The 26901-nt window shown below is 66.0% G+C and carries 26 protein-coding genes and 3 pseudogenes; 8 read left to right on the top strand and 21 right to left on the bottom strand.

What is annotated here, in order from left to right; translation table 11 throughout:
• Positions 1-172 precede the first annotated feature (172 nt).
• From BST40_RS09460 to BST40_RS09445, 4 genes are all read left to right on the top strand, one after another.
• Positions 173-826, top strand: a complete 654-nt coding sequence (locus BST40_RS09460) for a TetR/AcrR family transcriptional regulator (protein ID WP_075546475.1) — start codon at positions 173-175, stop codon at positions 824-826.
• 163 nt (positions 827-989) lie between these two features.
• Entirely contained in the window at positions 990-2192 is a 1203-nt protein-coding gene (locus BST40_RS09455; protein ID WP_083154069.1) for a cytochrome P450, read from the top strand.
• 23 nt (positions 2193-2215) lie between these two features.
• Complete coding sequence (locus BST40_RS09450) at positions 2216-3055, top strand: mycofactocin-coupled SDR family oxidoreductase (RefSeq protein ID WP_075546473.1); 840 nt, start codon at positions 2216-2218, stop codon at positions 3053-3055.
• A gap of 11 nt (positions 3056-3066) precedes the next feature.
• The gene (locus tag BST40_RS09445) at positions 3067-3906 is read left to right on the top strand and encodes an SDR family NAD(P)-dependent oxidoreductase (protein WP_075546472.1); all 840 of its coding nucleotides are present in this window, start codon (positions 3067-3069) and stop codon (positions 3904-3906) included.
• A gap of 283 nt (positions 3907-4189) precedes the next feature.
• Here the strand turns inward: BST40_RS09445 and BST40_RS09440 are convergent.
• The 9 genes and pseudogenes from BST40_RS09440 to BST40_RS09400 all read right to left on the bottom strand — a co-directional run bounded on the left by BST40_RS09440 (position 4190) and on the right by BST40_RS09400 (position 13955).
• Positions 4190-4935: pseudogene (locus tag BST40_RS09440) on the bottom strand (SDR family NAD(P)-dependent oxidoreductase).
• Between the two features lie 8 nt (positions 4936-4943).
• Positions 4944-7391, bottom strand: a complete 2448-nt coding sequence (locus BST40_RS09435; RefSeq protein WP_075546471.1) for a CaiB/BaiF CoA-transferase family protein — start codon at positions 7389-7391, stop codon at positions 4944-4946.
• Complete coding sequence (locus BST40_RS09430; protein ID WP_075546470.1) at positions 7340-8308, bottom strand: enoyl-CoA hydratase/isomerase family protein; 969 nt, start codon at positions 8306-8308, stop codon at positions 7340-7342. The genes BST40_RS09435 and BST40_RS09430 overlap by 52 nt, the downstream gene beginning before the upstream one ends.
• A gap of 2 nt (positions 8309-8310) precedes the next feature.
• Positions 8311-9429, bottom strand: a complete 1119-nt coding sequence (locus BST40_RS09425; RefSeq protein WP_075546469.1) for a M24 family metallopeptidase — start codon at positions 9427-9429, stop codon at positions 8311-8313.
• A complete protein-coding gene (locus tag BST40_RS09420; RefSeq protein ID WP_075546468.1) occupies positions 9419-10639 on the bottom strand; it encodes a M24 family metallopeptidase in 1221 nt (406 codons plus the stop codon). The genes BST40_RS09425 and BST40_RS09420 overlap by 11 nt, the downstream gene beginning before the upstream one ends.
• Before the next feature lie 2 nt (positions 10640-10641).
• On the bottom strand, positions 10642-11703 hold the full coding sequence (locus tag BST40_RS09415; RefSeq protein WP_241780209.1) for an amidohydrolase family protein: 1062 nt from the start codon (positions 11701-11703) through the stop codon (positions 10642-10644).
• 142 nt (positions 11704-11845) lie between these two features.
• On the bottom strand, positions 11846-13030 hold the full coding sequence (locus BST40_RS09410) for a cytochrome P450 (protein WP_089025077.1): 1185 nt from the start codon (positions 13028-13030) through the stop codon (positions 11846-11848).
• Positions 13031-13092: 62 nt separating this feature from the next.
• Positions 13093-13287: a ferredoxin gene (locus BST40_RS09405; protein WP_075546501.1), complete on the bottom strand. Its 195-nt coding sequence runs from the start codon at positions 13285-13287 to the stop codon at positions 13093-13095.
• The gene (locus BST40_RS09400) at positions 13284-13955 is read right to left on the bottom strand and encodes a TetR/AcrR family transcriptional regulator (RefSeq protein ID WP_075546467.1); all 672 of its coding nucleotides are present in this window, start codon (positions 13953-13955) and stop codon (positions 13284-13286) included. Before BST40_RS09400 ends, BST40_RS09405 begins: the two co-directional genes overlap by 4 nt.
• 98 nt (positions 13956-14053) lie before the next feature.
• On the opposite strand from BST40_RS09400, the gene BST40_RS09395 reads away from it, so the two are divergent.
• Both BST40_RS09395 and BST40_RS09390 read left to right on the top strand, forming a co-directional pair.
• Positions 14054-14299 carry a hypothetical protein gene (locus BST40_RS09395; RefSeq protein ID WP_075546466.1) on the top strand — a complete coding sequence of 82 codons (246 nt, stop codon included), beginning with the start codon at positions 14054-14056 and terminating at the stop codon, positions 14297-14299.
• A complete protein-coding gene (locus tag BST40_RS09390; protein ID WP_075546465.1) occupies positions 14286-14681 on the top strand; it encodes a type II toxin-antitoxin system VapC family toxin in 396 nt (131 codons plus the stop codon). The genes BST40_RS09395 and BST40_RS09390 overlap by 14 nt, the downstream gene beginning before the upstream one ends.
• Here BST40_RS09390 and BST40_RS33170 read toward each other — a convergent pair.
• The 3 genes from BST40_RS33170 to BST40_RS09375 form a co-directional block, all read right to left on the bottom strand.
• Positions 14614-15006, bottom strand: a complete 393-nt coding sequence (locus BST40_RS33170) for a cytochrome P450 (protein WP_371687265.1) — start codon at positions 15004-15006, stop codon at positions 14614-14616. The genes BST40_RS09390 and BST40_RS33170 overlap by 68 nt on opposite strands.
• A gap of 259 nt (positions 15007-15265) precedes the next feature.
• The gene (locus tag BST40_RS09380; RefSeq protein ID WP_075546464.1) at positions 15266-15649 is read right to left on the bottom strand and encodes a type II toxin-antitoxin system death-on-curing family toxin; all 384 of its coding nucleotides are present in this window, start codon (positions 15647-15649) and stop codon (positions 15266-15268) included.
• Positions 15646-15852 (bottom strand): CopG family transcriptional regulator, encoded by a 207-nt coding sequence (locus tag BST40_RS09375; RefSeq protein ID WP_075546463.1) that lies wholly within the window; start codon positions 15850-15852, stop codon positions 15646-15648. The genes BST40_RS09380 and BST40_RS09375 overlap by 4 nt, the downstream gene beginning before the upstream one ends.
• 99 nt (positions 15853-15951) lie before the next feature.
• Here BST40_RS09375 and BST40_RS09370 point away from each other — a divergent pair.
• Positions 15952-16287: pseudogene (locus BST40_RS09370) on the top strand (nucleotidyl cyclase domain-containing protein); the annotation flags it as partial.
• A gap of 42 nt (positions 16288-16329) precedes the next feature.
• Here BST40_RS09370 and BST40_RS09365 read toward each other — a convergent pair.
• From BST40_RS09365 to lpqS, 5 genes and pseudogenes are all read right to left on the bottom strand, one after another.
• Entirely contained in the window at positions 16330-17139 is an 810-nt protein-coding gene (locus tag BST40_RS09365; protein ID WP_075546461.1) for an SDR family NAD(P)-dependent oxidoreductase, read from the bottom strand.
• 32 nt (positions 17140-17171) lie between these two features.
• The gene (locus BST40_RS09360) at positions 17172-18041 is read right to left on the bottom strand and encodes a PPE family protein (protein ID WP_082275343.1); all 870 of its coding nucleotides are present in this window, start codon (positions 18039-18041) and stop codon (positions 17172-17174) included.
• Positions 18042-18298: 257 nt separating this feature from the next.
• Positions 18299-19501: pseudogene (locus BST40_RS09355) on the bottom strand (MDR family MFS transporter); the annotation flags it as partial.
• Positions 19501-20691 carry a PLP-dependent cysteine synthase family protein gene (locus tag BST40_RS09350; protein ID WP_198929517.1) on the bottom strand — a complete coding sequence of 397 codons (1191 nt, stop codon included), beginning with the start codon at positions 20689-20691 and terminating at the stop codon, positions 19501-19503. The pseudogene BST40_RS09355 and the gene BST40_RS09350, both read right to left, overlap by 1 nt.
• Positions 20692-20809: 118 nt before the next feature.
• On the bottom strand, positions 20810-21226 hold the full coding sequence (gene lpqS, locus BST40_RS09345; RefSeq protein WP_075546458.1) for a putative copper homeostasis (lipo)protein LpqS: 417 nt from the start codon (positions 21224-21226) through the stop codon (positions 20810-20812).
• Between the two features lie 112 nt (positions 21227-21338).
• On the opposite strand from lpqS, the gene BST40_RS09340 reads away from it, so the two are divergent.
• Positions 21339-22952 (top strand): multicopper oxidase family protein, encoded by a 1614-nt coding sequence (locus BST40_RS09340; protein WP_075546457.1) that lies wholly within the window; start codon positions 21339-21341, stop codon positions 22950-22952.
• Here the strand turns inward: BST40_RS09340 and BST40_RS09335 are convergent.
• The 4 genes from BST40_RS09335 to BST40_RS09320 are packed head-to-tail and all read right to left on the bottom strand — an operon-like array spanning position 22940 to position 26899.
• Positions 22940-23767 carry an alpha/beta fold hydrolase gene (locus tag BST40_RS09335; protein WP_075546456.1) on the bottom strand — a complete coding sequence of 276 codons (828 nt, stop codon included), beginning with the start codon at positions 23765-23767 and terminating at the stop codon, positions 22940-22942. The genes BST40_RS09340 and BST40_RS09335 overlap by 13 nt on opposite strands.
• A complete protein-coding gene (locus BST40_RS09330) occupies positions 23767-24756 on the bottom strand; it encodes a cyclase family protein (protein WP_075546455.1) in 990 nt (329 codons plus the stop codon). The genes BST40_RS09335 and BST40_RS09330 overlap by 1 nt, the downstream gene beginning before the upstream one ends.
• A complete protein-coding gene (locus BST40_RS09325; RefSeq protein ID WP_075546454.1) occupies positions 24744-25568 on the bottom strand; it encodes a coniferyl-alcohol dehydrogenase in 825 nt (274 codons plus the stop codon). Before BST40_RS09325 ends, BST40_RS09330 begins: the two co-directional genes overlap by 13 nt.
• 20 nt (positions 25569-25588) lie before the next feature.
• A complete protein-coding gene (locus tag BST40_RS09320; RefSeq protein WP_083154058.1) occupies positions 25589-26899 on the bottom strand; it encodes an LLM class flavin-dependent oxidoreductase in 1311 nt (436 codons plus the stop codon).
• Between the last annotated feature and the right edge of the window lie 2 nt (positions 26900-26901).

Below are 26901 nucleotides of genomic sequence, written 5' to 3'. Positions count from 1 at the left end.
GATCGCGGTTCCCAAACACGCGGGTAAGAGAATAGTATTCTCGTCACGAGGAAGTTACAATCTCCAAGACATCGTCGACGAGCCCGTGAGGAGGTCGAGCGCAGCGATGCCACGGCGTTCTCCGGTACAGTCCAACCATGTTTTGTCCCCGCGGCAGCCGCCTGAGCCGCCCGTGACCAATCCCAGCGAAGAGCCAGCTTGGAAGCAGCGCGCCGTCGAGCGGTCCATCAAGACGGCGAAATTGCGGGCGGCACAGCGGGTTCAGCGTTTCCTGGACGCCGCGCAGGCGATCATCATCGAAAAGGGCAGCACGGATTTCACCGTCCAGGAAGTCGTGGACCGCTCGCGTCAGTCGTTGCGGAGCTTCTATCTACAGTTCGACGGCAAGCACGAGCTGCTGCTTGCGTTGTTCGAGGATGCGCTGAGCCGTTCGGCCGACCAGATCCGGGCCGCTACGGACGGACACACCGACCCACTGGAGCGGCTGAAAGTCGCCATCGAGCTGTTGTACGAGGCCTCCCGACCCGACCCAACGGCCCAGCGACCCCTGTTCACCGACTTCGCGCCACGCCTACTCGTTACGCATCCGGCCGAGGTCAAGATCGCTCATGCGCCCCTGCTGGCGTTGCTGACCGAGCTCATGGAAGACGCCGGTAAAGCCGGTCAGCTGCGGGTAGATGTCAATCCGCGGCGGATGGCCGCGATGACCATGCAGACCGTGATGTTCATTGCGCAGTCCAGCGGCGGCAAAGACGAGGCAACGGCCCATCCCATCACCGCCGAGGAGGTATGGGACTTCTGCTCACGCGGCTTCGCCGGCGCGTAGCGGTTCCGAATATCGCACCGGTCGTATCGCGCCAAGCTGTTGAGAACCTGATTCTCTCTAATTAAGAATTAGAAATAGCAGAAACGAATTCGGCGTTGACACCGGTCGGTGAATGATGACAGAGTTCAGATGCGGCACGAGTTCTGGCGAGAGGCGATAACCCGTGACAGTCACCGCAGCTAGCGACGTGCATTTCGATCCGTATGACGTAGCGCTCAACGCCGACCCCTATCCGATGTTCCGCCGGCTACGGGACGAGGCACCGCTGTACTACAACGCGCAACACGACTTCTATGCCCTGAGCAGGTTCGCCGACGTCGAACCGGCGATCGTCGACTATCAGACGTTCAGCTCGGCCAAGGGCGCGATCCTGGAAATCATCAAGGCCAATATCGAGATCCCGCCGGGCGTGCTGGTATTCGAGGACCCGCCCATTCACGACGTTCACCGTAAGTTGTTGTCGCGCATGTTCACCCCGCGCAAGATCAGCGATCTGGAACCGCAGATCCGCGAATTCTGTTCGCGCAGTCTGGATCCGCTGGTCGGAACCGGCAAATTCGACTTCGTCGCCGACCTCGGGGCGCAGATGCCGATGCGGGTCATCGGCATGCTGCTGGGCGTGCCCGAGGAAGACCAAGAAGCCGCACGCGATTTCGCCAACGCCCAACTGCGGACCGAAGCCGGCCAACCGATGAAGGCTTCCACCGACGGCATGGCCAGCGGCGACTTCTTCGCCCGCTACCTCGATTGGCGCGCCGAGCATCCCGCCAACGACATCATGACCGAACTACTCAACGTCGAATTCGAGGACGAGACCGCAACGGTGCGCCGGCTCAGACGCGACGAACTTCTCACCTATGTCAGCGTCGTGTCCGGTGCGGGCAACGAAACCACCACCCGGCTGATCGGCTGGGCGGGCAAAGTGCTGGCCGAGCATCCGGATCAGCGCCGCGCGCTCGTCGACGATCCGTCGTTGATTCCGCAGGCCGTCGAGGAGTTGCTGCGATACGAGCCGCCCGCTCCGCACGTGGCCAGATATGTGACCCGAGACGTCGAATACTACGGTCGGCAGGTGCCCAAGGGCAGCGTAATGATGATGCTCATCGGGTCGGCCAACCGCGACCACCGTCAATTCCCGCCCGACGGCGATGTTTTCGATATCCGGCGCGAGCCGCGTCAGCACCTGACGTTCAGTGTCGGGACCCACTACTGTCTGGGCTCGGCGCTGGCGCGGCTGGAGGGACGGATCGCCCTCGAGGAGATCCTGAAGCGCTTCCCCGAATGGGATGTGGACCTCGCCAGCGCGAAACTGTCCCCCACGTCGACAGTGCGGGGCTGGGAGACCATGCCGGCGATCATCGCCTGAGCTGCTTGAGAAATGGGGTAATCATGGCTGGACGTGTCGACGGGAAGGTCGCCTTCATCACCGGGGCGGCGCGGGGCCAGGGCCGCAGCCACGCGGTGCGATTGGCACAGGAAGGCGCCGACATCATCGCCGTCGACGTGTGCAAACCGATCGTCGCCAACACCACCATCCCGGCCTCGACTCCTGAGGACCTCGCCGAGACAGCCGATCTCGTCAAGGGTCACAACCGCAGAATCTTCACCGCCGAGGTCGACGTGCGCGACTACGACGCACTCAAGGCCGCGGTGGATACCGGCGTGGAACAGTTGGGCCGGCTGGACGTCATCGTGGCCAACGCCGGGATCGGTAACGGCGGCGACACCCTGGACCAGACCACCGAACACGACTGGCAGGAGATGATCGACGTCAACCTGTCGGGTGTCTGGAAGACGGTCAAAGCCGGTGTGCCCCATCTGATTGCCGGCGGCAACGGCGGTTCGATCATCCTGACCAGTTCGGTGGGCGGGCTGAAGGCCTACCCCCATTGCGGGAACTATGTGGCGGCCAAACATGGCGTGGTAGGCCTGATGCGGTCCTTCGCAGTCGAGTTGGGAAAGCACATGATCCGGGTCAACTCGGTGCATCCGACGCATGTGCGCACCCCGATGCTACATAACGAGGGCACCTTCAAGCTGTTCCGTCCGGACCTGGAGAATCCGGGTCCCGACGACATGGCGCCGATCTGTCAGATGTTCCACACGCTGCCGATTCCGTGGGTTGAGGCCGAGGACATCAGCAATGCCGTGCTGTTCCTGGCCTCCGACGAATCCCGGTACATCACCGGTGTCACCCTGCCCGTCGACGCGGGTGGTTGCCTCAAATAGGGTTGCGTCGTATGGACGGATCTACCGGATTTGCCGGGCGCGGGGCGGTCATCACCGGCGGGGCTAGCGGCATCGGTTTGGCCACGGCCACCGAGTTCGCCCGTCGCGGCGCGGCTGTCGTGCTGTCCGACATCGACAAACCCGGGCTCGAACAGGCCGTCGCGCACCTGCGTGCCGGTGGCTTCGAGGCGCACGGTGTGATGTGCGACGTCCGCCATCTGCGCGAAGTCACCCATCTCGCCGACGAAGCGTCCCGCCTACTGGACCGCGTCGACATCGTCTTCAGCAACGCCGGCATTGTGGTCGCGGGTCCGATCGCCGACATGACGCACGACGACTGGCGCTGGGTGATCGATATCGACCTGTGGGGCTCGATTCATGCCGTCGAGGCATTCCTGCCGGGGCTGCTCGAACATGGCGGTCACATCGTGTTCACCGCATCCTTTGCCGGGCTGGTGCCCAATGCCGGCCTCGGGGCGTATGGCGTTGCCAAGTATGGCGTCGTCAGCCTGGCCGAAACCCTGGCGCGCGAGGTCAAGGACCGCGGAGTCGGCGTTTCGGTGCTGTGCCCCATGGTGGTTGACACCAAACTGGTCTCCAACTCCGAACGAATCCGCGGTGCCGATTACGGGCTGGCGGCGGCGCCGGAAGTGACGGGGACAACCGGTTCGTTGCCGGCGCAGGATGACAGCCTCACCGTCGACGACGTCGCGCGGTTGACGGCCGACGCGATTGCGGCCAACCGGCTGTATGTGCTGCCGCACCAGGCCGCCCGGGCCTCCGTCCGCCGCAGGTTCGAGCGTATCGATCGAACCTTCGACGAGCAGGCCGCCGAGGGTTGGCGTTTTTAGCTTTAGCACCGCGTGGATCACATCGGCCACCACAGTCACTGCTGTCCGTTTGCGCCGTGCGCTGACGGCGTCGACTGTGCCGTCAGGGCGGGCCAAGCGTGATATTCCCGCCTTACGCGCACACCCAACGCCGTCGGCGCACACTTGATTGGAGGCATGACACACCACCCGGTGAGCACGAGCCCTCTCGGTGCTGCCCCACCACCGAGCTACCCGACTCATGCCCGGCAATGACACCACAAATCACATCGGATACCCCAAACCCCCAGTGACCCAACTGGCGTCACGATCCCAGCCAGTACTCACCGGTCTGCGGGTCTCGATACCAGCCGCCCGCGGCGTGCGTACCGCCGTCCACGTGCAGCGTTTCGCCGGTCAGGTAGCTCGACATGTCAGAGGCGAGAAACACTGCTACACCGGCGATTTCGTCGACACCTCCGGGACGCCCCAACGGCACCACGGTGCCGATGCCGGCCATCGCCGCGCCACCGCCGAGGCGCTCCAGGACTTCGGTCAGCGTGATATCCGGTGCGATCGCGTTGACTCGGATGCCGTGCGGCGCCAGTTCCACAGCCGCGGTCTTGGTGTAGCTGATCACACCTGCTTTGGCCGCGGCGTATACCGCATAACCGGGTGCGGCACGCACGCCTTCGATCGAGGTCACGTTGACGATGCGTGGCGTAAGTTGGCGCGGTAGAGCGCATCCCAGCCGTTTTCGCTGGTCTCCAGCAGCGGCGACGAGAACACGCCGCCGGCGTTGTTGACCACGATGCTCGCCGGCCCCAATTCGGCTTCGGTGCGCCGCAGTGCGGCGTCGACCTGGCCGCTGTCCCGGACATCGGTGATGATGCCCAGCACTCCGAGAGATCCTGCGGTCTGCGCGCATGTTTCCGGGCCGCGTTCCCAGATGGCCACCGAAGCGCCGAAGGCCGACAGACCGGCGGCGATACCGCGCCCGATCCCCGACCCGCCGCCGGTGACCACCGCGACGCGGCCGTTGAGCAGGATGTCCGACGGGTCAATCGCCATGGCACACGTCAGGTTGCCGAGTACATGGCCGGCGCCTGGCCGATCACGCCGTCGGCTTCCAATTCGGCGATCTCGGCGGCCGACAGGCCCAGTTCGGTCAGCAATTCGCGATTGTGCTGTCCCAGCAACGGCGCCGGCACGGTATGGAACCGGCAAGGCCCGCCGGAGAACCGCATCGGCATGCTGCTGAGCCTAATCGCGCCATTCACCGGGTGATCGATAACCTCGAAAAAACCGCGCGCGACCAGCTGCGCCAGCTCCGGCTGGCGGTGTGGCTGCATCACCTTGGCCACCGGCACACCGGCATCCCACAACGCCGCGACGATCGCCGCGCTGCTGCGCTGCCCGCACCATGCCACCAGATGAGCGTCGATCACATCCTCGCGGGCACGCCGGCCCCCGGTGGTCGCCAGCGCGGGGTCCGTTGCCCAGGAAGGTGATTCAAGTGCATTGCACAGGTGTTTCCACTGGTCGTCGGTAGCCACCGCGATGGCCACCCAGCTGTCGGGGCGGCCGAACTCGTCGATGTCTGCGGTGCGGTACAGGTTCTGCGGCGCCGCAGTCGGGCCGTGGTTGCCTGCTCGCTGCAGCACCGCGCCGTAGGCGGTGTATTCGATGATCTGCTCGGCGGCGATGCTCAGTGCCGCATCCACCATCGCCGCCTCCACCAGCACACCCTGGCCGGTGCGACGGCGGTGCTCGAGCGCTAGCAGCAACCCAATGACCGCGTGCACACCCGAATTGGGGTCACCGACGGAATACGGCTCGAACGGCGGAAGATCGGGATATCCGGTCAGCCAGCTGATTCCGGCCGCGGATTCGATGACATAGGCGAATGCCGGATTGTTCCGCCACGGTCCGTCGAGGCCGAACCCGGGCATGCGCAGCAGCACCGCATCGGGACGAATCGATTGGACGGTCGCGAAATCCAGGCCCATCTGGTCTATTACCCGGGGCGTGAAATTCTCCGCAATCACGTCACAGGTCGCGATAAGCCGATGCAGCACCTCTCGGCCGCGCGGGCTGCCCAGGTCCAGGGTGAGGTCCTTCTTGTTGGTGTTCAGTGCCGCGAAGATCGGCGACTTCTCCCACCACTGATCCTCGGTCACCGGGATGCCGGCGATGAGCCGGGTGCCGTCCGGGTGACGGGTGGACTCGATGTGGATGACCTCGGCGCCGAGCATGGCAAGGAAATGGGTACAGCACGGGCCGGCCCAGAAGGTCGTCATGTCGAGGACGCGAAGACCGCTGAGCGGCAACGCCGTTGGTGTATCGGTAGGCACCGGCTTGGGCGTCAGGCAGCCGGACCGGTAATGGTCGCCGTGTTGGTCCAACCGCGGTGCCGGTTCGGGCCGGCGAAGTTGCGCGGGCCACATCCGATACGGATGACCCGGCTGCAGGAATCCGTCGCGGGGATTGCTCACGAAGGAACCGCGTTCCCGGAAGTGGTCGAGTGACGCGATGTTTGCGCCATTGGCCACAGGTGCGTTGGGAATCCGGAACGCCGTGGCGAGTTCCCGGATTTCGTCGACCGGGTGACTGCGTACCCACGCGTAGATCTCGTCGGCGTGGACGTTGGCCTGTTCGGTGATCGACAGCGGCGACTCTTCGTCGATCCATTCGGGGTGACCGACCATAGCGCACAGGTCGAACCACTGCTGGGCGGTCCCACATCCAAGGTCCACCAACCCGTCTCGCGCCGGCGCCACCCCCGGCACGGTGAGCATGCGGGAGTCGCGCCAGGGCCGCCCCAGCATCTCGAAGTAGGTCACGGGATAGTAGGTCAGACCGAGGATCTGGGCTTCCAGCATCGACAAGTCGATCAGTTCGCCTGCCCCACTGCCGATCTGCCGAACACGGAACGCGAGGGTGGCAGCGCCCGCGTAAGCCCCGGCGAGGTATTCGCCGACCTGACCAGCGACGAACACCGGCGCCCGGTCCGGGACCCCGCGTCCCAAACCGACTATGCCGCCCGACCACGCCTGCAGTGTGAATTCGGTTGCGGGACGGTCGCGCCAGGGGCCCTGCAATCCGAAGGGGGTGATCGAGGTGACGACGAGGTGGGGATGGCGGCGATGCATCTCCTCGGGTCTGAAACGCGCGGCGACCCCCGAACCGGCTGACCACACCACCGCGTCAGCCGAGGCCAACAGCGTCTCGACCAAGTCGACGTCGGCCTCGCTGGCGGGATCGGCTACCACGCTGTGCTTGGCGCCGTTCAGGAAACTGAACAACGCCCCGTCGGCGCCCGGCTCGACGACGGCTCCCGAAGCCGACCAGCAACGCAGCGAATCACCTTCTGGTGGTTCGACTTTGATGACATCCGCGCCGCCGTCGGCCAACAGTTTGGTGCAGTAGGCGCCCGCGATACCGGTGGACAGCTCCACCACGGTGTAGCCCGCCACTAATCCTTCTTCTTCTTGCGGTTGGGGCGATCCTTCTTGCTCAGCCGCCATTCCGGGGGGAACCTGCTGTCGTTGTCCTTGACCGCAGTACCGATCCCCTGCTCGATGGCATCGTCGAGCATCAGGTCGTCGGTGTCGGCCCGCACACCGCTGCCCATCGATTCGAAGAAACCGCTGAGCAGGCTGCCCATATACTCCCCCTGAAACTGCTTCATGATCTCGAAGAACACCTTCTGCATGAAAACGGTGTCGTTGGGCCGGTTGCGCGCGCACGCCAGCGCGTACTTCGCCACCTCGGCTTCGAGTTGGTCGCGGGGCACCACGCTGTTGAGGAAGTTGCAGTCATACATCTCCGCGGCGGTGAAAGCCCGTCCGGTGAAAACCATCTCCTGAAACTTCCGGATGCCCATGGTCTGCGCCCACCACCACATCCGCGGACCCCACCCGTAGTAGCGAAACGACGGATGCCCGAAGAGCGCGTCGTCGCTGGAGATCACCAAATCAGCGTCGGCCGCCTGATAGAAGTGCCAGCCGTAGCAATAACCCTTGACCTCCAGGATGCTGATCTTCTTGAAATCCTGCAGACCACGGATCCCCGAGTTCGGGTTGGCATACCACTGGCTGACCGACGCGCCGTGGCGAAATGATCCCGGTGGCGGATACCGGACTTCGTCTGCCCCGATGCGGAATTCGGCAAGCCGCGGCCCCTGATCGGCCGAATTCATGACGTCCATGAATTCCTCGAGATCGGCGCCCGAACCGAGATCTTCCCCGGCACCGCGGATCACCAGCACCTTGACGTCGTCGTCGATGCTGGCGCGGTGCAGCAGGTCGGCGTAGCGCAACCGGGCGGCGATCGTCGGTGCGTTGAGGTGGCCAGGCCGGTCGAACGTGATGGTGGCGATGCGGGTCTTGGGGTCCTTGTCGTAGCGGATGACCTTTTCCACCGGTGGATCCGATTCGGCCATGGCTATGCCCGCCACATCGGGCTGGAGGTCAGCACTTCGGATCCGTCGGCGGTGATCAGCACGGCCTCGCGGCCGAACACCGCGCCGATCCCCGGTTCCCACACGTACCCCGTCACGGCAAGAACCATTCCCGGCTCCAATCGCTCGTCGGCTGCTGTCTGCGGTAGCTGTGCGGAGATGACCGGCGGGTCGAAGCCCATGCCCAGGCCCCGGGCGACGGGCATCGGCGGGTCCGGCTCCCCGGATGCGGCGTAGGCCGCCAGCAGTTCGCCGGCTCCGGCATCCGGCTGGCATGCCGCAATCAGCTTCTGCCACAGGGATTCCCAGCGTCGGTACAGAGCGGCGGAGGGGGCAGCACCGCCGGCCGGCCAGGTTCGGCCCACCTCGCCGATGTAGCCGCCGGCCAGCACCCCGGCCGCGAAGGCGACCAGGTCGCCGTCGTGCACGTGGCCGTCGCGACTCACCAGGCGCCACGGGTGATCGCGCGAAGTCACCCACACCACATCCTGATTCGACGGAGTGCTCACACCGCCGGCGGCCAGGGCTTCCAGCAGCACCCCGGCCAGGAGCTGTTCGCTCACCCCGGGTCGCAGCTCGGCGACCGCTGCGGCCAGGCCCGATTCGGCCACCGCGATGGCTTGACGCAGCGCGGCCACTTCCTCGCCGGTCTTGATCCGCCGGGCCGCGCGCATGGCCAGTTCGCCGTCCACCAGCTCAGCCTGGGGAAAGGCCGCCGGCAACAGGCGGGCGAAAACCGGTGACAGCGCATCGGTTCCGACACGACGCGCGGTCGCGGCACCCCCGATGCGCTGTAACGCCGCAATGGTGTTGGCCGGATTCCAGGAGATGCCATACAGGTTCTCGTGCGGGATGTCGTCGGGGACGCCTTCGTCCCAGGTGCTGAGCAGATGAACGGCACCGGTGGCGCGCACCAGCACACAGGTCGGGCCGAACGGGCGGGTCCCGGCGACCCACAGTTGCGGTGTGCCCGAGACATACCGGACATTGGCCTGGCGCCCGAGAACCAGCACATCGAGGTCGTGCGCGGCCATCTGCTCCAGCGCCCGTTGCCGGCGTCCCGAACGCAGCGCCCGGTCGTCGGGCAGGACTTCAGCCGGCATACGGGTCGTAGGGGTAGTCGGTCAACCGGGTCGAGCCTTCCTCGGTGATCACCAGCACCTCTTCGCTACGGTAGCCGCCGGTGCCGTCCTCCCACACCACCGGCTCCAGAACCAGCACCATGCCGGGTTGCAGGACGAAGCTTTCGTCGAATGCGTCGCCGAGATCGGTTCCGATCATCGGCATTTCGGCGGCATTGACGCCAATCCCATGGCCCAGGTAAAAGTGCGGCAGCCAGGGCCGGGCGCCGCCGTTGGCTTCCGTTGCGGCTCGGCCCAGCTCGGCGGCGGTGGCTCCGGCGCGGGCCACGCCCACCACCGCGGCCATGATGTCGCGCCATCGGTCGAACTGTGCCTGCTGCCGCGGCGCCGGGTCACGCCCGACGATCCAGGTCCGCCCGAAGTCCGAGCAATAACCCCGGTAGGTGATGCTGACGTCGGTCCACAGCACATCACCGGCGCGCAGTTCCCGCTCGGTGGTGAGCAGCGGCAGCGCCAAGTCGCCGTGGGTGGTCCAGACTCCCTCGGCCCTGCTCGGCGGCATCACCTGCCAGATCGGTTCGAGCATGCTGGCGGTGGCACCCAACTCGAAAGCCCGGCGCAGAAACCGTGCGGACAAATCGATTTGGCGTACGCCGGGCGCCAGTGCGTGGTGGACTTCGACCATCGCCTCGTCGGTGATCCGGACGGCGGTGCGGATGCACGCCAATTCGTCGCGAGTCTTGACCACCTTCGCGGCGCCGACGACGGCGCTGGCATCCTCAGGAAACCCATTGGGGAACAATGTTCCCCGGGCTCGTGACATGGCGCCGGTCAGTTCGTCGACCGCTATCGTCGCGCCGCTGTGGATCATGCCGGCCAGCACGCGGGCGAAAATCTGGACGCCTTCGTCGAATTCGAGATAGACCGGCCCGTGCAAATGATCGGCCGGCAACTCCGACTCCTGGGAAGCGCCGGCACGGTACGGCAGAAAAAGATGCGGCCACTCGTCGTCGCCGAGCACCACCGCCACCGGCCGCTCGACGTAGGACAGCCCGGCGTCCCCGAGGGGCCAACTGGTGCCGGTGGCGTAGCCGACGGCGCTGTTGCCGAGCAGGATCAGCGCGTCAATTCCGCGTTCGGCCATCGCCGTGCGCAGCCGGGCACCGGTTTCCCGGCGCATCCGGGCCAGATCCGGGGTGTCGGGAATCTGCAACTGCGCGAGCGTCGTCACCGTTACAGGCCCAGGAATTCGCTGATATTGCCGCTGACGATCCGCGCCGCGTTGGCCGGCCCGACGGCTTGCACCACGGCCGCCAGTGATTTCTCGGAATAGCCGTAGGTGCTTTCGTTGTGCGGGTAGTCCGACGACCACATGACCTTGTCGATGCCGATCCGGTCGATCAACTCCAGCCCCAGCGGGTCGACCATGAACGAGGCGCTCATGTGCCGGTCCCAGTAGTAGCCGATGTCGTGCTCCAGCGGCCGGTTGAACATGTGCCGGTAGGACGCGACCAGGTGCTCAGCGTCCTGCAGTGCCCAGGGCACCCAGGCGATGCCGCCTTCGAACCAGCCGATCCGCAACCCCGGATGCCGGTCCAGGATGCCGCCGAAGATGTACTTGGCGAACGTTTCCCGGAAGCCGTCGATGTTGATCATCATCCCGACGACCACGCTGTTGAACTCGCACGGACTCTTCGGCGGCGTCTCGCCGATATGGTGGCTGATCGGAACTCCGGATTCCTCGATCTCGTCCCACACCGCGCTCATGGCGGTGCTGGCATAGTCGATCGGATTGCCGTCGTCGTCCTTGCCCGGGTTGAGCGGCATCAGAAACGTCCTGAGCCCCAACGACTTCAGCTCGGCCAGGGTGCGCCGCGTTCCCTCCGGATCCCACCAGTTGATCAGCCCGGCGCCGTAGAAATGCCCACCCGAGCGCTCTTGCAGATCCGCGATGTACTCGTTGTAGATGCGGAACGCCAGCTCGCGAAGTTTCTTGTCCGGGTAGTGAAACAGCGCCAGGACGGCGTTGGGGAACGCCAGCTCCTTGTCGACGCCGTCGTCGTGTAGCTCTTCGATCCGGGCCTCGATGTTTGTGCTGGCCGCCCCGGGCAGGTCGTCGTACTGCATGAGTACCGCGCTGAAGTCGCCCGGCAGGAACGACTGGCCATTGCGCCCCACCTGATATGCGCCGTCCTCGTACCAGATGCGCGGCGCCTTGTCCTTCAGGTCATCCGGGAAGCGCTCGTAGAAGATGTCCGCGGCCAACGAGATGTGGTTGTCCGCGGAAAATACCACGGTGCCTTCAGGTAGACCAGGGTCGGTGTCCACGACATGCCCACGCCGATCTTTGGGTGCCCCAAAGCCTTCGGGCGGGTAGAGCGACAGTGTGCTGGTTCGAGCCGACATCATTGGCCCTCCGTTCGGATTGCGGTAGTGGTCACCAGGTGACCGGCAGTTCGTAGACGCCGTAGGCGAGCCGGTCGTGTTTGAACGGGACGTCTTCGACGGGGATGGCTAGCGCGAGTGTGGGGATGCGCCGCAACAAGGTTCGGTACACGATCTGCAGTTCGGCGCGGGCCAGCTGCTGACCCACGCACTGGTGCCGGCCGTACCCGAACGCCACGTTGCGGTCGGCTCCGGAGCGGTGCAGGTACAGCCGGTCCGGTTCGGTGAATGTGTGCCGATCCCAGTTCGCGGGCGCCAGGTCGATGATGATGCCCTCACCGGCGCGGATGGTTTCTCCGGCAATGTGGATGTCTGCGAGCGCAACCCGACGCTGGCCGTTCTGGATGATGCTGAGATAGCGCAGCAATTCCTCGACCGCGTTGGAGACGACCTGCGGGTCGTCGGCGTCGCGCAGGATGGCCGCCTGGTCGGGATGTTCCAGCAGCGCAAGCACACCGAGGCCGATCATGTTCGCGGTGGTCTCGTGCCCGGCGATCAGCAACCCGGTACTCAACTGAGCGGCTTCTTTGACGCTGAGCTCGCCGGCCTTGACCCGCTCGGCCAGATCGGTAACCGCGTCTTGGGCTGGGTCGTCTATTTTGGCTTCGACCAGCCGGGCCAGGTACGTGTGCAGGCTCATCGCCCCTTTGGCGGTGTCCTCGCCGGTGGCATAGCGCGCCAGGCCGACCGTCGCGTGATGCTGGAACATCTCCGCGTCCTCGTAGGGCACCCCCAGCAGCTGGCTGATCACCAGCGACGGCACCGGCAACGCGAGGGCCGCCACGAGATCGGCCGGCTTGGGACCGGCCAGCATCGCGTCGAGGTGGTCGTCGGTGATCTGCTGGATGGTCGGGCGCAGCCCCTCAACCCGCTTGAAGGTGAACGGTTTTGACAACATCCGCCGAAACCGGGTGTGTTCTTCGCCGTCGGAAGTGAACACCGATCTGGGGCGTTTGTGGACCGTCGACAGCATGCCGGCGTTCCAGTGCGGAAAGCCGGGAAGCCGGTCGTCGACGCTGACCCGTGAATCCGAAAAAAGTTCGCGCACTTGCTCGTAGCCGGTGATGAGCCACGGCGTGCTGCGGTCCCAGATCCGGACCCGCGACAGCGGCCCGGCTTTGGCCAGCGCCATCACGTCCGGCGGCGGCGCGAATGGGCACCGTGGGGCGCGGGGCATCGGATAGTCAGGGATCTCCGCGGCCGCCTCGGGGGGGCTACTGGCGAGTGGGTGCGACACGGTCACTCCTCAATGCGGATGGCCATTGCCGGGCAGGCGGCGGCGGCTTTGCGGGCGGCTTCGGCGCGCTCGGCGGGCGGGTGCGCGGTGAGCAGGACGACGACGCCGTCCTCGTCGCACTGGTCGAACACCTCGGGCGCATGCATGACGCAGTTCCCGGACGAGGCGCAAAAATTTTGGTCCACGCTCACTTTCATCTGCCGGCCCCCCACTCGGGCGATGTCACCGGGGCCAGCCACAGGCCCACGATCGCGTCGATGAGTGCGCTAGCCGCGGCCCGCCAGGAGGGCCGGGGCGTCGAAGTGCCCGTCGCCAACGCACGTTCGAGATCAGCGCAGGTGTGCATCAACAGGTTTCGGGCCATCAGGTTGCGCTGGTAGCGGATGTCGACCGGCAGCTCGGGCAAGCAGCCGTTGATGCCGTCGATCACCCGAACCAGCGACGGCGAGCTCAGCGCGTTCTTGACGACGATGTTGTGGTAGGCCGGATCGGTCATCGCCTGCGCGGCGAACCGGGCATACCACGTGGGATTGCCCAGAGCCTCAAGGTGTTCGGTGAGCGGGCATACCAGGCAGGCGACCCAATCGCGCATGTCGGCAGTCTCGTCCAACTCGGCCACCATCTGCTCGCGAAGCCGTTCGACCGGCAGGCGATGCTTCTGCTCGATGGCACGCACCAAGTCGGCCTTGGTCCCGAAGTGATAGCCGACCGCGGCGTTGTTGCCCTGCCCGGCGGCCTCGCTGACCTGCCGGTTGGACACCGCGAACACGCCGTGCTCGGCGAACAGCCGCTCGGCGGCCGCCAGGATCGCCTCCTGTGTGGAACTCGCCCGCTCGCCGCGAACGGCCCTCCCGACGGTGGTCACATCGCCCAGTCAACCGCTCGGCCGGCAGTTAAGTCAAGCGATTGATTTAGCTGTGGATTTGCATCAGATCATGCGATATCGCATGACATAATGCAGCTGTGCCTAAGACGGTTCAAATACGCGACATCGACGACGAGGTGTACGCAGCCTTGGTGCGGCGTGCCGCGGCAGAGGGCATCACGGTGCCCGAGCTACTGCGCCGCGAGGCCGCTCGGCTGGCGGCCCGGCCGTCGGTCACCCAGTGGCTGGCACGCACCGGGCGGCGGCCCTCGGAGATATCCACGGCCGAGGTGCTGGCGACGCTGGACGAGTGGCGCGGCGAGTGGCCCGATGCTGGTCGTTGACGCTTCCTGCCTGTTCGAGGTCGTCGCGGACACACCGCGGGCGAGTGAGATCTCGACCCGCCTGGCGTCCGACACCGACCAGGTAGCGCCGCACGTGATCGACGTCGAGGTGATGGCAGTGATCCGCGCTCAACACCTGCGGGGGCGCATGGACGGAACGGCCGCCGCGCAGGCCCTCGCTGATCTGCGTGACTGGCCCGGCGAACGATTCGGGCACCGCTGGTTGCTGGAGCGGGCGTGGCAACTGCGGAACTCGGTACGCGGATGGGACGCGTTCTACGTGGCACTGGCGGAGGCGTTCGACGCGACGCTGCTCACGCTCGACGCTCGACTCGCCCGTGCGCACGGGCCGTGTTGCCGGATCGAGGTCCTCGGTCGCTAGCGGGAGTATCGCGTGGTCCGCAACGGTGTGCCTGCGGTATGCGACGGGTGATGACTGTCAATGCCTCGGCCAGTTCGATTCTGGCCAGCTGCGCACCGAGGCAACAGTGCATGCCACCGCCGAAGGTCAGCGTCGGCGCCGGGCCCTGCCGGGTGACGTCGAGCCGCTCAGGGTCGGCGTAGACCGCCGGGTCACGATTGGCCGCGCACCAAAGCGATCGGTTACCGGACCTACCTCCTTTTCGGAGCAGCAAAGGCGCTGCGCCATCGCATGGGAGTGGCGCGATCCAAGGTCTACGACGCCGGCTACCAGGATTCGGTGGCATACGGCGTTGGGCGACAACGCCTTTGATGCTGGCGGCCGAGAGTGCGGCATTGTCCAAGGAGGAGGCGATCGCCTATGCGCAGCGGGGTCGTGGTGAGCGGCCGCGGCCGGCCAACGGGTGGGAATCGCTGACACCCCCGGAACTCGACGTTCGTGCGGCTGGTCGCGCACCGTGCAGGCCCACCTCACTCACGTCTACACCAAACTCGGCCTGACTTCTCGCGTGCAGCTGTCTCGGCAGGCAGCCCGCCGCGGTTGACTCAGCCCTCCTCGTAGCTCCATGCGCGTAGTTGTTCGGCCATCTTGGGAAGGTCGGGCAATGCGCCCGTCGCGACCTGGATGACGAATTCGAAGCGGTCATCCTCGGGGGCGCTGATCCACTGGCCGTTGATGGCGAGCAAAGTCCGGCAGGCCGTCCACGCCAGTCGCTTGTTTCCATCCACCAGCGCGTGGTTCCGCGCCAGGGAGTGCAGCAGCGCGGCGGCCTTGAGATGCAGACTCGGGTAGGCATCTTGACCGAACACCGACGCGCGGGGGCGCGCCAGAGCCGATTCAAGCAAGCCGTAATCCCCGACCACGACATCCGCGCCGACAGCCTCGTGGGCAATGTCGAGCAGATCGTCGAGGTCCAGGTACTCGGTCATGCGTCCTTAAGGCGCCGCAGGACCTCGGCCTCCTCCCGCACCACGCGCTGCAGAGCCGCAGCAACCTTCGCCTTGTGCGTGCGCCGCGCAATGTATTCGTCGATGGCCGACAGTGCCACGGCCTGCATCGACCGTCCTTCCGCGGCCGCCTGCCGGCGCAGCGCTTCAGCCTGCTCAGCACTGGTGCGTAGCGTCATCCCCATGACGGCATGATACCTGATTGATACCACAGGTTTGGTCGCCATCTGAGCCCGCGAAATCCGCACCGGGGATTCGCCCTGGCGGACTGGAGTGAGCCGGGTATGAGCACCTTGCCGACCGGAACGGTGACGTTGCTGTTGGCCGATGTCGAGGGATCGACCCACCTGTGGGAAACCCAGCCGGAGCAGACGGCGGCGGCGATCGTCCAACTCGATCGCACCCTCGCCGGACTCATCGCCGATCACGACGCGGTACGTCCGGTCGAGCAGGGCGAGGGCGACAGCTTCGTGATCGCGTTCAACCGTGCCAGCGATGCACTCGGATGTGCGCTGGCGCTGCAGCGCGCCCCGCTGGCCCCGCTGCGGCTGACCTCCGGGGTGCAGCTCGCCCAAGAAGCGGCCCGCCATAGCCATGCACCCGCCACACCTTCGCCCAACGTGTACTGACTGCGACAATTCCGCGAAATATTCGCAGTGGCTTCACGTTCGGCGCGCGGATCGAATCACCTTGCCCGCCACCGTCCCGCCGTCCACCGGGAGCACGGTGCCGGTGACATAGCGGGACCGCTCGCCGGCGAAATACAACACCGCCTCCGCGATGTCCTCGGGCGTGCCCTCGCGCTTCAGCGGCCGGTCGTCCCGCATGGTCTGGCGAATCGCCGCCTCGTACCGCTCGGTTTCGTCTCGACTCATCCCCGCCGCCGACGACGCCAATAACGGCGTGGGTATGTTGCCGGGCGCGATGGCGTTGACTCGAATTTCGTAGTGCGCCAACTCGATTGCCGCTGATTTGGTGAACTGGATGACGGCCGCCTTGGACGCGCGGTAGGTCATCACGCCGCCGCCGGCCTGGATGCCGCCAATCGAGGTGAGGTTGACGATGGATCCGCCGCCGTGAGCGGCCATGTGCCGGGCGGCATCGCGGGTGCCCGCCATGACCCCCAGGACATTGACGGCCATGACCCGGTGGAAATCGGCCAGGTCGTCGTCGAGGAATCGGCGGTGCATGGTTCCGGAGACACCGGCGTTGTTCACCATGATGTGCACGCCGCCGAAGGTGTCGACGGCGGCTGCCACCACCGCCGCGACCTGTCCGGGATCGGAGACGTCGGTGCGCCGGAACATGGTTTCCGACCCCAGGCGGGCCGCCAGCTCCTGGCCCAGGTCCGCTTGGACGTCGGCGATGACCACCCGCGCGCCCTCGTCCACAAAACGCTCCACCGTGGCACGGCCGATACCGGATGCCCCACCGGTGACGACGGCTACCTTGCCGGCCAGTTCGTTGACCACACGACGAGTTAATCGGCGCGCGCCGCCTTAAGTCAAGCAGTTGATTTAGCGGTGAAGCTCAGCCCGGTTGTGCCGAACGCGGCCGCACCCCAACTGCGCGGCACCGACAACCTGCCGATCAAAGCGGCGCGACTCCAGGCCGCCGACACCACCGGCCGAGATGAGCCGGACATGTTGGTAGCCATCGGCGCCGGCGGCCCGCTCGACGTCATGGCCAGCGGGCCACTGATCGCCGCCACGAAAGCGCTCACCGGCGACGGGAAAGGCTTGAGCCGCAGCATGTTCGCGATCGTCGAAGCGGCCGACACCGACTGCGCCGGCCGCCCGAGGCTGCGTAGCGCAGCAGGCACTTGGGCCATCGTTTGGGCCAACATACCGGGCGTGCCTGCGTCGTCGTCCCACGCCAGGAAGCCGGGCGCGCTCTCACCCAGTGTGGGCGGCGCCAACGGCGTCAGGGTCACCGCCGATGCCGAAGCGTTGGCATAGCGATACATCGCACAGGCGTCCTGGGCCCACATTTCGCCGTAGTCGGCCTCGAGAGCCGCGATGCCGGGTGTGTCCTGAGCGGTCGCGTTTGCGCCGATCAGCGATGCCAGCCGAGCGCGGTTGGCGGCTATCACCGGCGGCGGCACCGTGGCGGCGAAGGCGTTTTCGAAGGCGCAGGCAGCCGCCCGGGCCTGGCCCGCGATCTGTTCGGCCGCTGCGGCTGTACCGGTCAACCAACGCAGGTAGGGCGCAACCGCGGCAGCCATCGAGTCCGACGCCGCGCCCCGCCACCCGTCGTCGGTCAATGCCGAAGTGATCGAACCGACGGACGCGGCAGTGCCGTATAGGTCGTCAGCCAGTTTGTCCCAGGCCGCCGCGGCGCGTAGCAGCGGCTCCGACCGAGGACCCGCATACATTCTCGCTGACGTGATCTCGGGTGGTAGTGCTCCAAAATCCACCTCGCCGCACCTCCGGGTCGCCGCCTGGCTTCGGAATGGCCGATTTCCGAACCAACGTCAGTTACCTTGGCGCTCTTCATAACCGCCGGCCGCGCGGTGTCGACGAGCTGGCGCGAGGTTCGGCCGGGATCGTTATCGGACCTACTGTCAATCGTGATGTCAGAGCCCGGCAGCGCCCGAAAGGAAGGCGGGGTGGGGCGCCGTTGCGAAGATCTGTCCAGCGCGTAGAGCCCGGCGACGGTCGCGAGTCCGACGAGAATCAAACCGCCCCACACGGCATCGGCGTTCACCCGGTGCAGCGCGCTCCACAGCGAGCCGACGCCCAGGTTTCCCAGCAGGATGCCGACTCCCACGATGGTGCTGTAGAACCCGTAGTGAGTCGCCACCAACCGGTCATCCGACAATGCCACCACGGTCCGCATTTCGAACGGAAACAACGCCGCCGAGGCGACCGCGAGCAGACTCGCCGACAGCAAGAATGCCGTGACCGCTGCGACGGTACCGAACCGTTCGACGTCCGGGACCACCGCGAGCGGTACGAACGCCGCACCCAGGATGATGGCCCCGATAACCAGGCTGCGTCCGGCACTCCAGCGTGCGGCGAACCATCGGGTGATGCGCAGCTGCCCGGCGACCGCGACCACCCCCGACACCGCGAACATTGTCGCCACCAGCAGAGATTGGTGGCGTGGCGCCAGCACCGACGCTTGCATGGGGAGGGCCAGGTAGATCTGGAATGACAGCAGATAGGCGCCGGTCATGGCCGCGGCGAAGCACCAGAACGCTCGGTTGCGGACAACCGTCCGCCAGCCCTGCCGAATTGAGGTCTTCTCGTATTCGGGGTCGGCCGACGGCCGCGGCAGCGCCAGCAGCTGGGCCACCGTCAGCGCGGCGAACACTACCGCGGCACCCAGCACGGTCATCCGGAAGTCCAATGCCAGCAACGCCAATCCCACCAGCGGGCCGAGCAGGATGCCCGCCTGGTAGAAGATGTTGAACATCGCGAAGGCTTCGATCTTCCGGTCGCCGGAGTCGACGGCGAGGTAGGCGCGCACCGCCGGGTTGAACAGTGCCCCGGCGAAACCGGTTGCGGCCGAGGCGATCAGCACGGTGGGCAGGGACTGCGCGAACACCAGCATGGCGAACCCGCCGGTACGGATCAGACAGCCGGCCACGATCAGCGGCTTATAGCCGAATCGGTCCGCCAGGGTGCCGCCCACGAAGAACATGCCCTGCTGGGAGAAGTTGCGCACCCCCATCACCAAACCGACCGCCCACGCGGCCAGCCCCAGCGGACCGGCAAGGTAGTCAGCCAGGTACGGCATCAGCATGTAGAAGCCGACGTTGATGCCGAACTGGTTGATCATCAGCAGCTGGCTGGGCCGGTTGAAGCTGCGGAATTGGGTGAGAAATCCCATCACGCCGGCACCCGGTTCGGGTCCACCACCGAGGTGGTGCGGGTCCAGCGGGTCACGACCGCAGCCGACGGCGAGGCGATCTCGTCGGGATCGGCGGCGGGCCGGTCACCGAGCAGCCCGTGCTCGTCGCAATAGTCGTCGTTGTAGATCGTGTCGAAATAACGGTTGGGGCCGTCGGGAAACACCGCGGCGATCGTGGTGCCCGACGGCAAGGTGCGCGCGGCCCATCCGGCGACCAGACCAACAGCCCCGACACTCCAACCGCCGCTGGCGTAGTGGGTGGCGGCCAGATTGCGGCAGGCCCAGACGGCTTCGGCCGGCGCAACCCAGTGGATCTCGTTGAATGCGGCGTAGTCGACGTTGCGCGGATAGATGCTCGAACCCAGGCCGCGCATCAGCCTGCTGGTGGCGGGCTGGCCGAAGATCGTCGACCCGATGGTGTCGACGCCGATCAACCGCATATCCGGATTGAACTCTCGCAATACCCTTGCCACGCCGGCAGAATGGCCTCCGGTGCCCACCGAGCACACCAGCACGTCGACCCGCCCCAGCTGGGCGATCAACTCCAGCGCCAGGGGCCGGTAGGCGGCGACGTTGTCGGGGTTGCTGTACTGGTTCGGATTCCAGGCGGCGGGGTCGGCGGCCAGCAGCTGCGCGACCCGATCTTTGCGGGCCTGCTGCCATCCGCCGACCGGGTGCGGCTCGGCGACCATGTCGACGCGGGCACCGTAGGCGGTGAGCATGCGCGCGATAATCGGTTCCAGGCCCGGGTCGGTGACCAGGGTGACCGGGTGCCGGTATGCGTTGCCGGCCAGCGCTAGACCCAATCCCAATGTGCCGCTGGTTGATTCGATGATCGCGGCACCTGGCGCGAGGTCGCCGCGAGCGCGGGCGCGTTCCACCATGTGCATGGCGGGCCGGTCTTTCATGCCGCCGGGGTTGAATCCTTCGAGCTTGGCCCAGAATCCACGGTCGGCGCTGCCGACCGGCCCGTCGCTTCCCGCTATCCACAGCACCGGAGTGTTGCCGACCATGGTGCCGGGCTGACGGTTACGGCTTGGCGGGAGCTGGTAACGCCGCGGGATGGCACGGTAACGATCCCGGTTCTGTCGCCGTACGGAGGTGAGATGCGAGCGGTTGGGTCGCACAACGCGTGAGTTGTTCAGGTGGGCGGGATTTTCCACGGGCATGTTGAGGTTCATGGTGTCGTCGCTTCGGTCTCGAGCCGCCGATCAAGTGCGGCAAGGTGATAAGGGTCAGCAGTCATCGGCCATGGCGAAATGGTCACCAGGGCCTGACACTGACCGGTCAGCAACGAGACAGGCAGAACCGAGTCAACAAGTCTTGACCGGTGCGCACGTCAACCGGCAAGGTCGGCGGTCCGCGCCCGGCGGTCACCACGGCTGCGATGAGCACACCCGCGACGCCGTTGGCGACCACCACCACGGCAGCCGCGAACGCTGGTGTGTCCGACTGCGGCATCACCGCGCCGGCATGTAGCGGAGGGCACGGTGGCGCCGAGTCGTCGGTGAGATGTGCGTGACCGATGTTCACCGCGAATTCGCTACCCACAGCCGTCGACAGCGGGTGGCTCGGATGCGCCGGTTGGCGATCCAACTGCGGCAGCCAGCATTGAGCGGCTACCGCGGCGACGACCACGACCAGGACGATCGCGATCCACGCGAACCGCGTCCACACCGCCTGCCGAAGGTTCACGTCGGCCACTATATACCCCCAGTGGGTATCACGTAAAGTGCGGTATTGCGGCTTGCGCGGCGGTCGATGTCCTAGCAGGGTAGTAGCGCGGGCCCGAATCAACGAAGACGAGGAGCTGTCCATGCCGCTACAGCCAACGAGCGGTCATCCCCTGGGCGGAGTTCAGCTCAGCAGGCGCGGCTTTATCGGCGCCGGAATCGCCAGTGGGTTGGCGCTCGCCGGTTGCGGCCACTCACAGACACACTCGGCAGACGAGACTGCCATGGCTGCCGCAATCGACGCGGCCGAGCGGGCCCGGCCGCACAGCGGTCGAACCGTAACGGCCAGCCTGGTCCCTCAGCAGGTGGAGATCGACCTCGGCGGGCCGATCGCCCGTACGCTGGCCTACGGAAATACGGTCCCGGGACCGCTGATCCGGGCCGCCGTCGGCGATGAGATTGTGGTCGCGGTGGACAATCGGCTCGACCGCCCGACGTCTGTGCACTGGCACGGCATCGCGCTGCGCAACGACATGGACGGCGTCGTGCCCGCCACCCCGAACATCGAGGCCGGCCACGACTTCACCTACCGATTCTCCGTCCCTGATCCGGGCACCTACTGGGCTCATCCGCACGTCGGCCTCGAGGAGGACATGGGGCTCTATCTGCCGGTCATTATTGACGATCCGACCGAGCCGGGGCGCTACGACGCGGAATGGATTGTGGTGCTTGATGATTGGACCGACGGCGTCGGCCAGAGTCCGCAACAGATTTACGACGCCCTGGTCGACCCGAACAAGCCCACCGCAATGCCCATGCCCACGACGACCCAGCCGACCCCGCCAACCACGACGAGCACGACAAGTACGACGAGCACGACGAGCACGACCGAGACGCCGCCGCCATCCCCGACGCCGGGCATGCCGGGCGGCGACGTGGCGAGCAGCGAGCTGCTCGGTGGCGACGCGGGCGACGTCGCCTACCCCTACTATCTGATCAACGGCCGTATCCCCGCGGCCCCCACGACCTTCAATGCCAAACCGGGACAGCGAATCCGGATCCGGATCATCAATGCCGCCGCCGACACCGCGTTCCGTGTCGCGCTGGCCGGACATTCGATGACGGTCACCCACACCGACGGTTACCCGGTCCTTCCGACACCGGTCGACGCACTGCTGATCGGCATGGGCGAACGTTACGACGTCATCGTGACGGCGGCATCGGGTGTCTTCCCGCTCGTCGCACTGGCCGAAGGCAAGAACGCTGTGGCCCGCTCGCTGCTGTCCACCGGCGCGGGCAGCGCGCCCGATCCGCAGTTTCGGCCGGCGGAACTCACCAAGAGGGTTGGCACCATCGAGATGTTCACCGCCACAACGTCGGCCAATCTGGGCCGGCCCGAGCCCGGCCTCGAACTTCCTGTCGTATTGGGCGGCACCATGGCCAAATATGACTGGACGATCAACGGTGAGCCCTACAGCAGGACCAAGCCGCTGCAGGTGCACCAGGGCCAGCGCCAACTTCTGGTGTTCGACAACACCACCATGATGTGGCACCCCATGCACCTGCATGGCCACACCTATCAGATCATCAGGGCCGACGGTTCCCTCGGCGCCCGCAAGGACACCGTGATCGTCCTGCCCAAGCAGAAGGTCCAGGCAGTGCTCGTCGCAGATAATCCGGGTACCTGGGTGATGCACTGCCACAACATGTATCACCTGGCGGCCGGCATGATGACGCGCCTGGATTACGTCTTCTGACCGCTGAAGAAGTTCAGCAGGAGTTCGTTGACCGCCGCGGATTGCTCGATTTGCGGACAGTGGCCCGCGTCGTCGATCACCACCGCGCGTCCATCCCCGACCTGCTCGGCGAGCTGCGCGGCCCACCCGGCGGGCAGCAGCTTGTCGTCGCGACCTTCGACGACGAGTGTGGGCACCGCGATGCGCTCATACCGGCGCACACTCGACGGGTTAGCGGCCGGCTCAGCGCCGGGGCGACGAAAACGCGCCGCCGCCAAGGCTTCCCACGCTCCCGGAGCGATGCTCGACTGGTAGCGGCGCCGCACATAGTCCTCGTCGGCCGGATAGCGGGCGTTGTGGAATAGCGCCTCGACGATGCGGCGCATGCCCGGCAGCGTGGCGTCGTAACGCTGCAGGGCGTCGAAGTGCCGGTTCTGCTGAATCTGTCCCCCGCCGCAGATGATCGCCATGCTTCGGACCGGCAGCCGGGGTGCATCCGAGGTGGTGTCGGTCAGCAGCATGATGGCGCCCATGGAATTACCGGCGAAGTGCGCGGAGTCGACGCCGACAACGTCGCAGAACCGTGCCACGTGCCGGATGCGCATCCCGCGGCCGTCGACGAAGTCCACGACCTTGGCCGACTGCCCGAACCCGAGCAGGTCGGGCGCCAGCACCCGGTAGCGTGCGGCTAGCGCGACGATGGTGTGCTCCCAGCCCAATTCGGCGCTGGCCCCGAATTCGCCGCCGTGCAGCAACACCACCGGGTCACCCGCGCCCGACTCCAGATAACTGGTGACCAGACCGTCGACCACCTCGGTGCGGCGGTGTATCGGCATCACTTGATCGCGATGGGATTCACCGGCGAGCCCACCGCGCCAATGAATCTCAGCGGCGGCGCGATCAGCTGAAACTCGTAGACGCCGTCGGTGGCGCAGTCGGCTGCCAGCGCCGTGAGGTCCCAATATTCGCCCAGCATCAACCCCATGTCACGCAGGCACAGCAGATGAAACGGCAAGAACAGGCCTTCGACTCCCGAAATAGGGTCTTCCACCTGGATATTGTCCGAGGCCACCGCGGCGACCTCGTGATCGTGCAGCCACTGGGCGCAGCGCCAGTCCAGCCCGGAGTACCGCTCGGTCTTGCTGCCGGTCATCAGAAACCGTGCCCACCAACCGGTTCGGATCAGCACGATGTCGCCGCGGCCGACCGTGACTCCTTGGGCACGGACGACGTCGTCCAGTTCCTCCGGAGTGATCGGGTTGCCATGCTCGAGAAAGACTTCCGCGCCGCGATGACGCACCAGGTCCAGTAGCACACCACGCGAGGTGATGCCCTTGACGTCGACCTTGTCGATGCCGCAATGGAAGGCCCCCAGACTGGTCACCGAACCGGCCGGGAAGCCGTTGTAGAGCTGGTCGTCGTAGTAGACGTGCGACAGCGCATCCCACTGGGTGGCCGCCTGCAACGGCATGATGACCATGTCGTCGTTGAACCGGAACGGATTGTCGACCAGGTAGTTGCCCATCTGTTCGGCCGTCGGATTCTGTGCCCATCCCGGCCCGTACCTGCCCAGGGTGTTCGCATCGCCACCGTCCACGGTCATCACGTGTATCGGGTTGTGCCGGAACCCGAAAGCACCCTGCGGGCCCGACGACCCGAAATCCACGCCGAGCGGAAACACCTTCCCGTGCCGGACCAGGCTGGCGGCGTGCCGGACGGTGTCGGCGGTGATGAAGTTCAGCGTCCCGAGTTCGTCCGTATCACCCCACCGGCCCCAGTTGCTGAGATCGCTTGCCACCCGCCTGAATTCGGTTAGGCTGGCCATGACGCCCGTCCCTTCTCGAGTTCACCCGCGATTGCGGCGCCCAGGTTTCCGCCGTCCACCCAGACGACCTGACCCGAAATATAACTGGCGGCACAGCTATTTAAGAACAGCAGCACCGCGGCCTGTTCGGCCGGATCGGCCACCCGGCCCAGTGGCTTGGCGATGTCGTCGAAGAATTCCGGGCCGTAGGCACGCCTCAGCTGCTCGAGCATCGGTGTCTCGGTCACCGCGGGCCCGGTGCAGTTGATCCGGATACCGCGCGCACCGAGATCGGCCGTACGCCGCATGGTGTAGAGGATGACTGCTTCCTTGGACAATGGGTAGCCGCTGCCCACCGCCTCGGGGTGGCAATCGCACCATTCGATGCCTTCGTGCATCGTTGTGGTATTCAGCAGCGGAGCCACTAACCAGCGATGTTCCCGGTAGGCCGCCGCGGCAAGTGATGACACGCTGACAATCGACGCACCCGCGGCCATCGTCGGGATCAGTGCCTCGGTGAGATGGCGCAGCCCAAGGAAATTGATGGTGACCACCAGTAGCGGGTCGCCGATCCCCGAGGAGACGCCGGCGACGTTGAACAGCGTGTCGACGCGTCCGCCGAGAGCCGCGACGATCCGATCGATGGAATCCGGATCGGCGAGGTCAACCTCGTGGAATTCGTTGATCTCATAACCCGGTCGCTGTTTGTCCAAGCCGACCACGTGCGCGCCAAGTTCGCTGAGTTGATGTACCACCTGCGCGCCGATGCCCGAGGAACATCCGGTCACCACCGCACGGCGGCCGTCGTAGCGCCACAGGTCGTTCAGCCCCAACGCCTACCCAACTTCCGGTGTCATGGACGCGGCTCCGTTGCGCGGCGCGCCGCCAACACGCGGCCCTCGTTGATCTCCGCCATGGCTTCGGGAATCTCGCTGGCCGTGAACTTACCGCCGCGCCCGGTCGGCAGGCCGCCGAACGAGTAACTCTCGTCGAATTGCGGTGCGCCGAAGGGTCGTGTTTCCGGCCGGCGTGCCTCGATTCGCTCGATGACGGGAGCCAGCCTGGCGGCCTTGTCCGCGACCGCCTTGGCGTCGCGTTCGATGAACTCCGGCAGCACCTCGGAGCCCATGATTTCGATGGACTCCATGGTGCCCTCATGACTTCGCGGGTTGAGCAGCAGGATGATCTCGTCCACACCACTCTCCTCGTAGCCGCGCAGGAACTCACGCACAGTAGCCGGCGACCCGATGGCGCCGCGTCCCGGCCCGTAGGCCAGCATCGGATCCTTCTGCACCTCTTCGAGATAGCGGGTCCACACACCCGTGCGCCCGGGTGTGTGCACACCGGTCATGTAGTAGTGCATGATGCCGAACGAGAAGAAGCCGCCGCCCTGCCCGAGGCGCAGCAGCGCCTCGTCGTCTGTGCGCGCCACCATCATCGACAGGTCACCGCCGATGGCCAGGATGTTCGGGTTGATCCGCGGCGTCACCGCGATGCCGTTCTCCTCGAATTCCTTGTAGTAGCCGTTTACCCGCTCGGTCAGCGGACCCGGGCCGGTGTAGGCGAAACTCAGTGCGCCGATGCACTTCTGAGCGGCCATCTGGACGGTGGCGGGCCGGGTGCAGGCGACCCACACCGGCGGGTGCGGCTTTTGCATCGGCTTGGGAATGACGTTGCGGGCCGGCATCTGGATGTGCTCGCCGTGGAAACCGGTGAACGGTTCCTCGATCATGCACCGAATCGCGACCTCGAGAGCCTCCTCCCATTGGGCCCGCTTGTCGGCGGGATCGATGTTGAATCCCCCCAGTTCGCCCACCGAGGATGATTCGCCGGTGCCGAACTCGACCCGCCCGTTGGACAGCAGGTCCAGGGTGGCGATGCGTTCGGCCACCCGCGCCGGGTGGTTGACCGCGGGCGGCAGGTGCATGATGCCGAATCCCAACCGGATGTTCTTGGTCCGCTGGCTGGCCGCGGCCAGAAATATTTCGGGTGCGGTGGAGTGACAATATTCCTCGAGAAAGTGGTGCTCGGTGAGCCAGACGGTGGAAAAGCCTGCCTTGTCGGCAGCCTCGACCTCGTCGAGGCAATCCTGCAGCAGGATGCGTTCGTCGTCGGCGGCCCAGGGACGCGGCAGAGCGAATTCGTAGAACAACGAGATTTTCATGC

It is taken from the genome of Mycobacterium persicum (genome assembly GCF_002086675.1).
In the GTDB taxonomy this organism is placed as follows: Bacteria; Actinomycetota; Actinomycetes; order Mycobacteriales; family Mycobacteriaceae; genus Mycobacterium; species Mycobacterium persicum.
The sequence above is the reverse complement of the archived record's forward strand: the minus strand, read 5'-3'. Positions and strand labels throughout refer to the sequence as shown.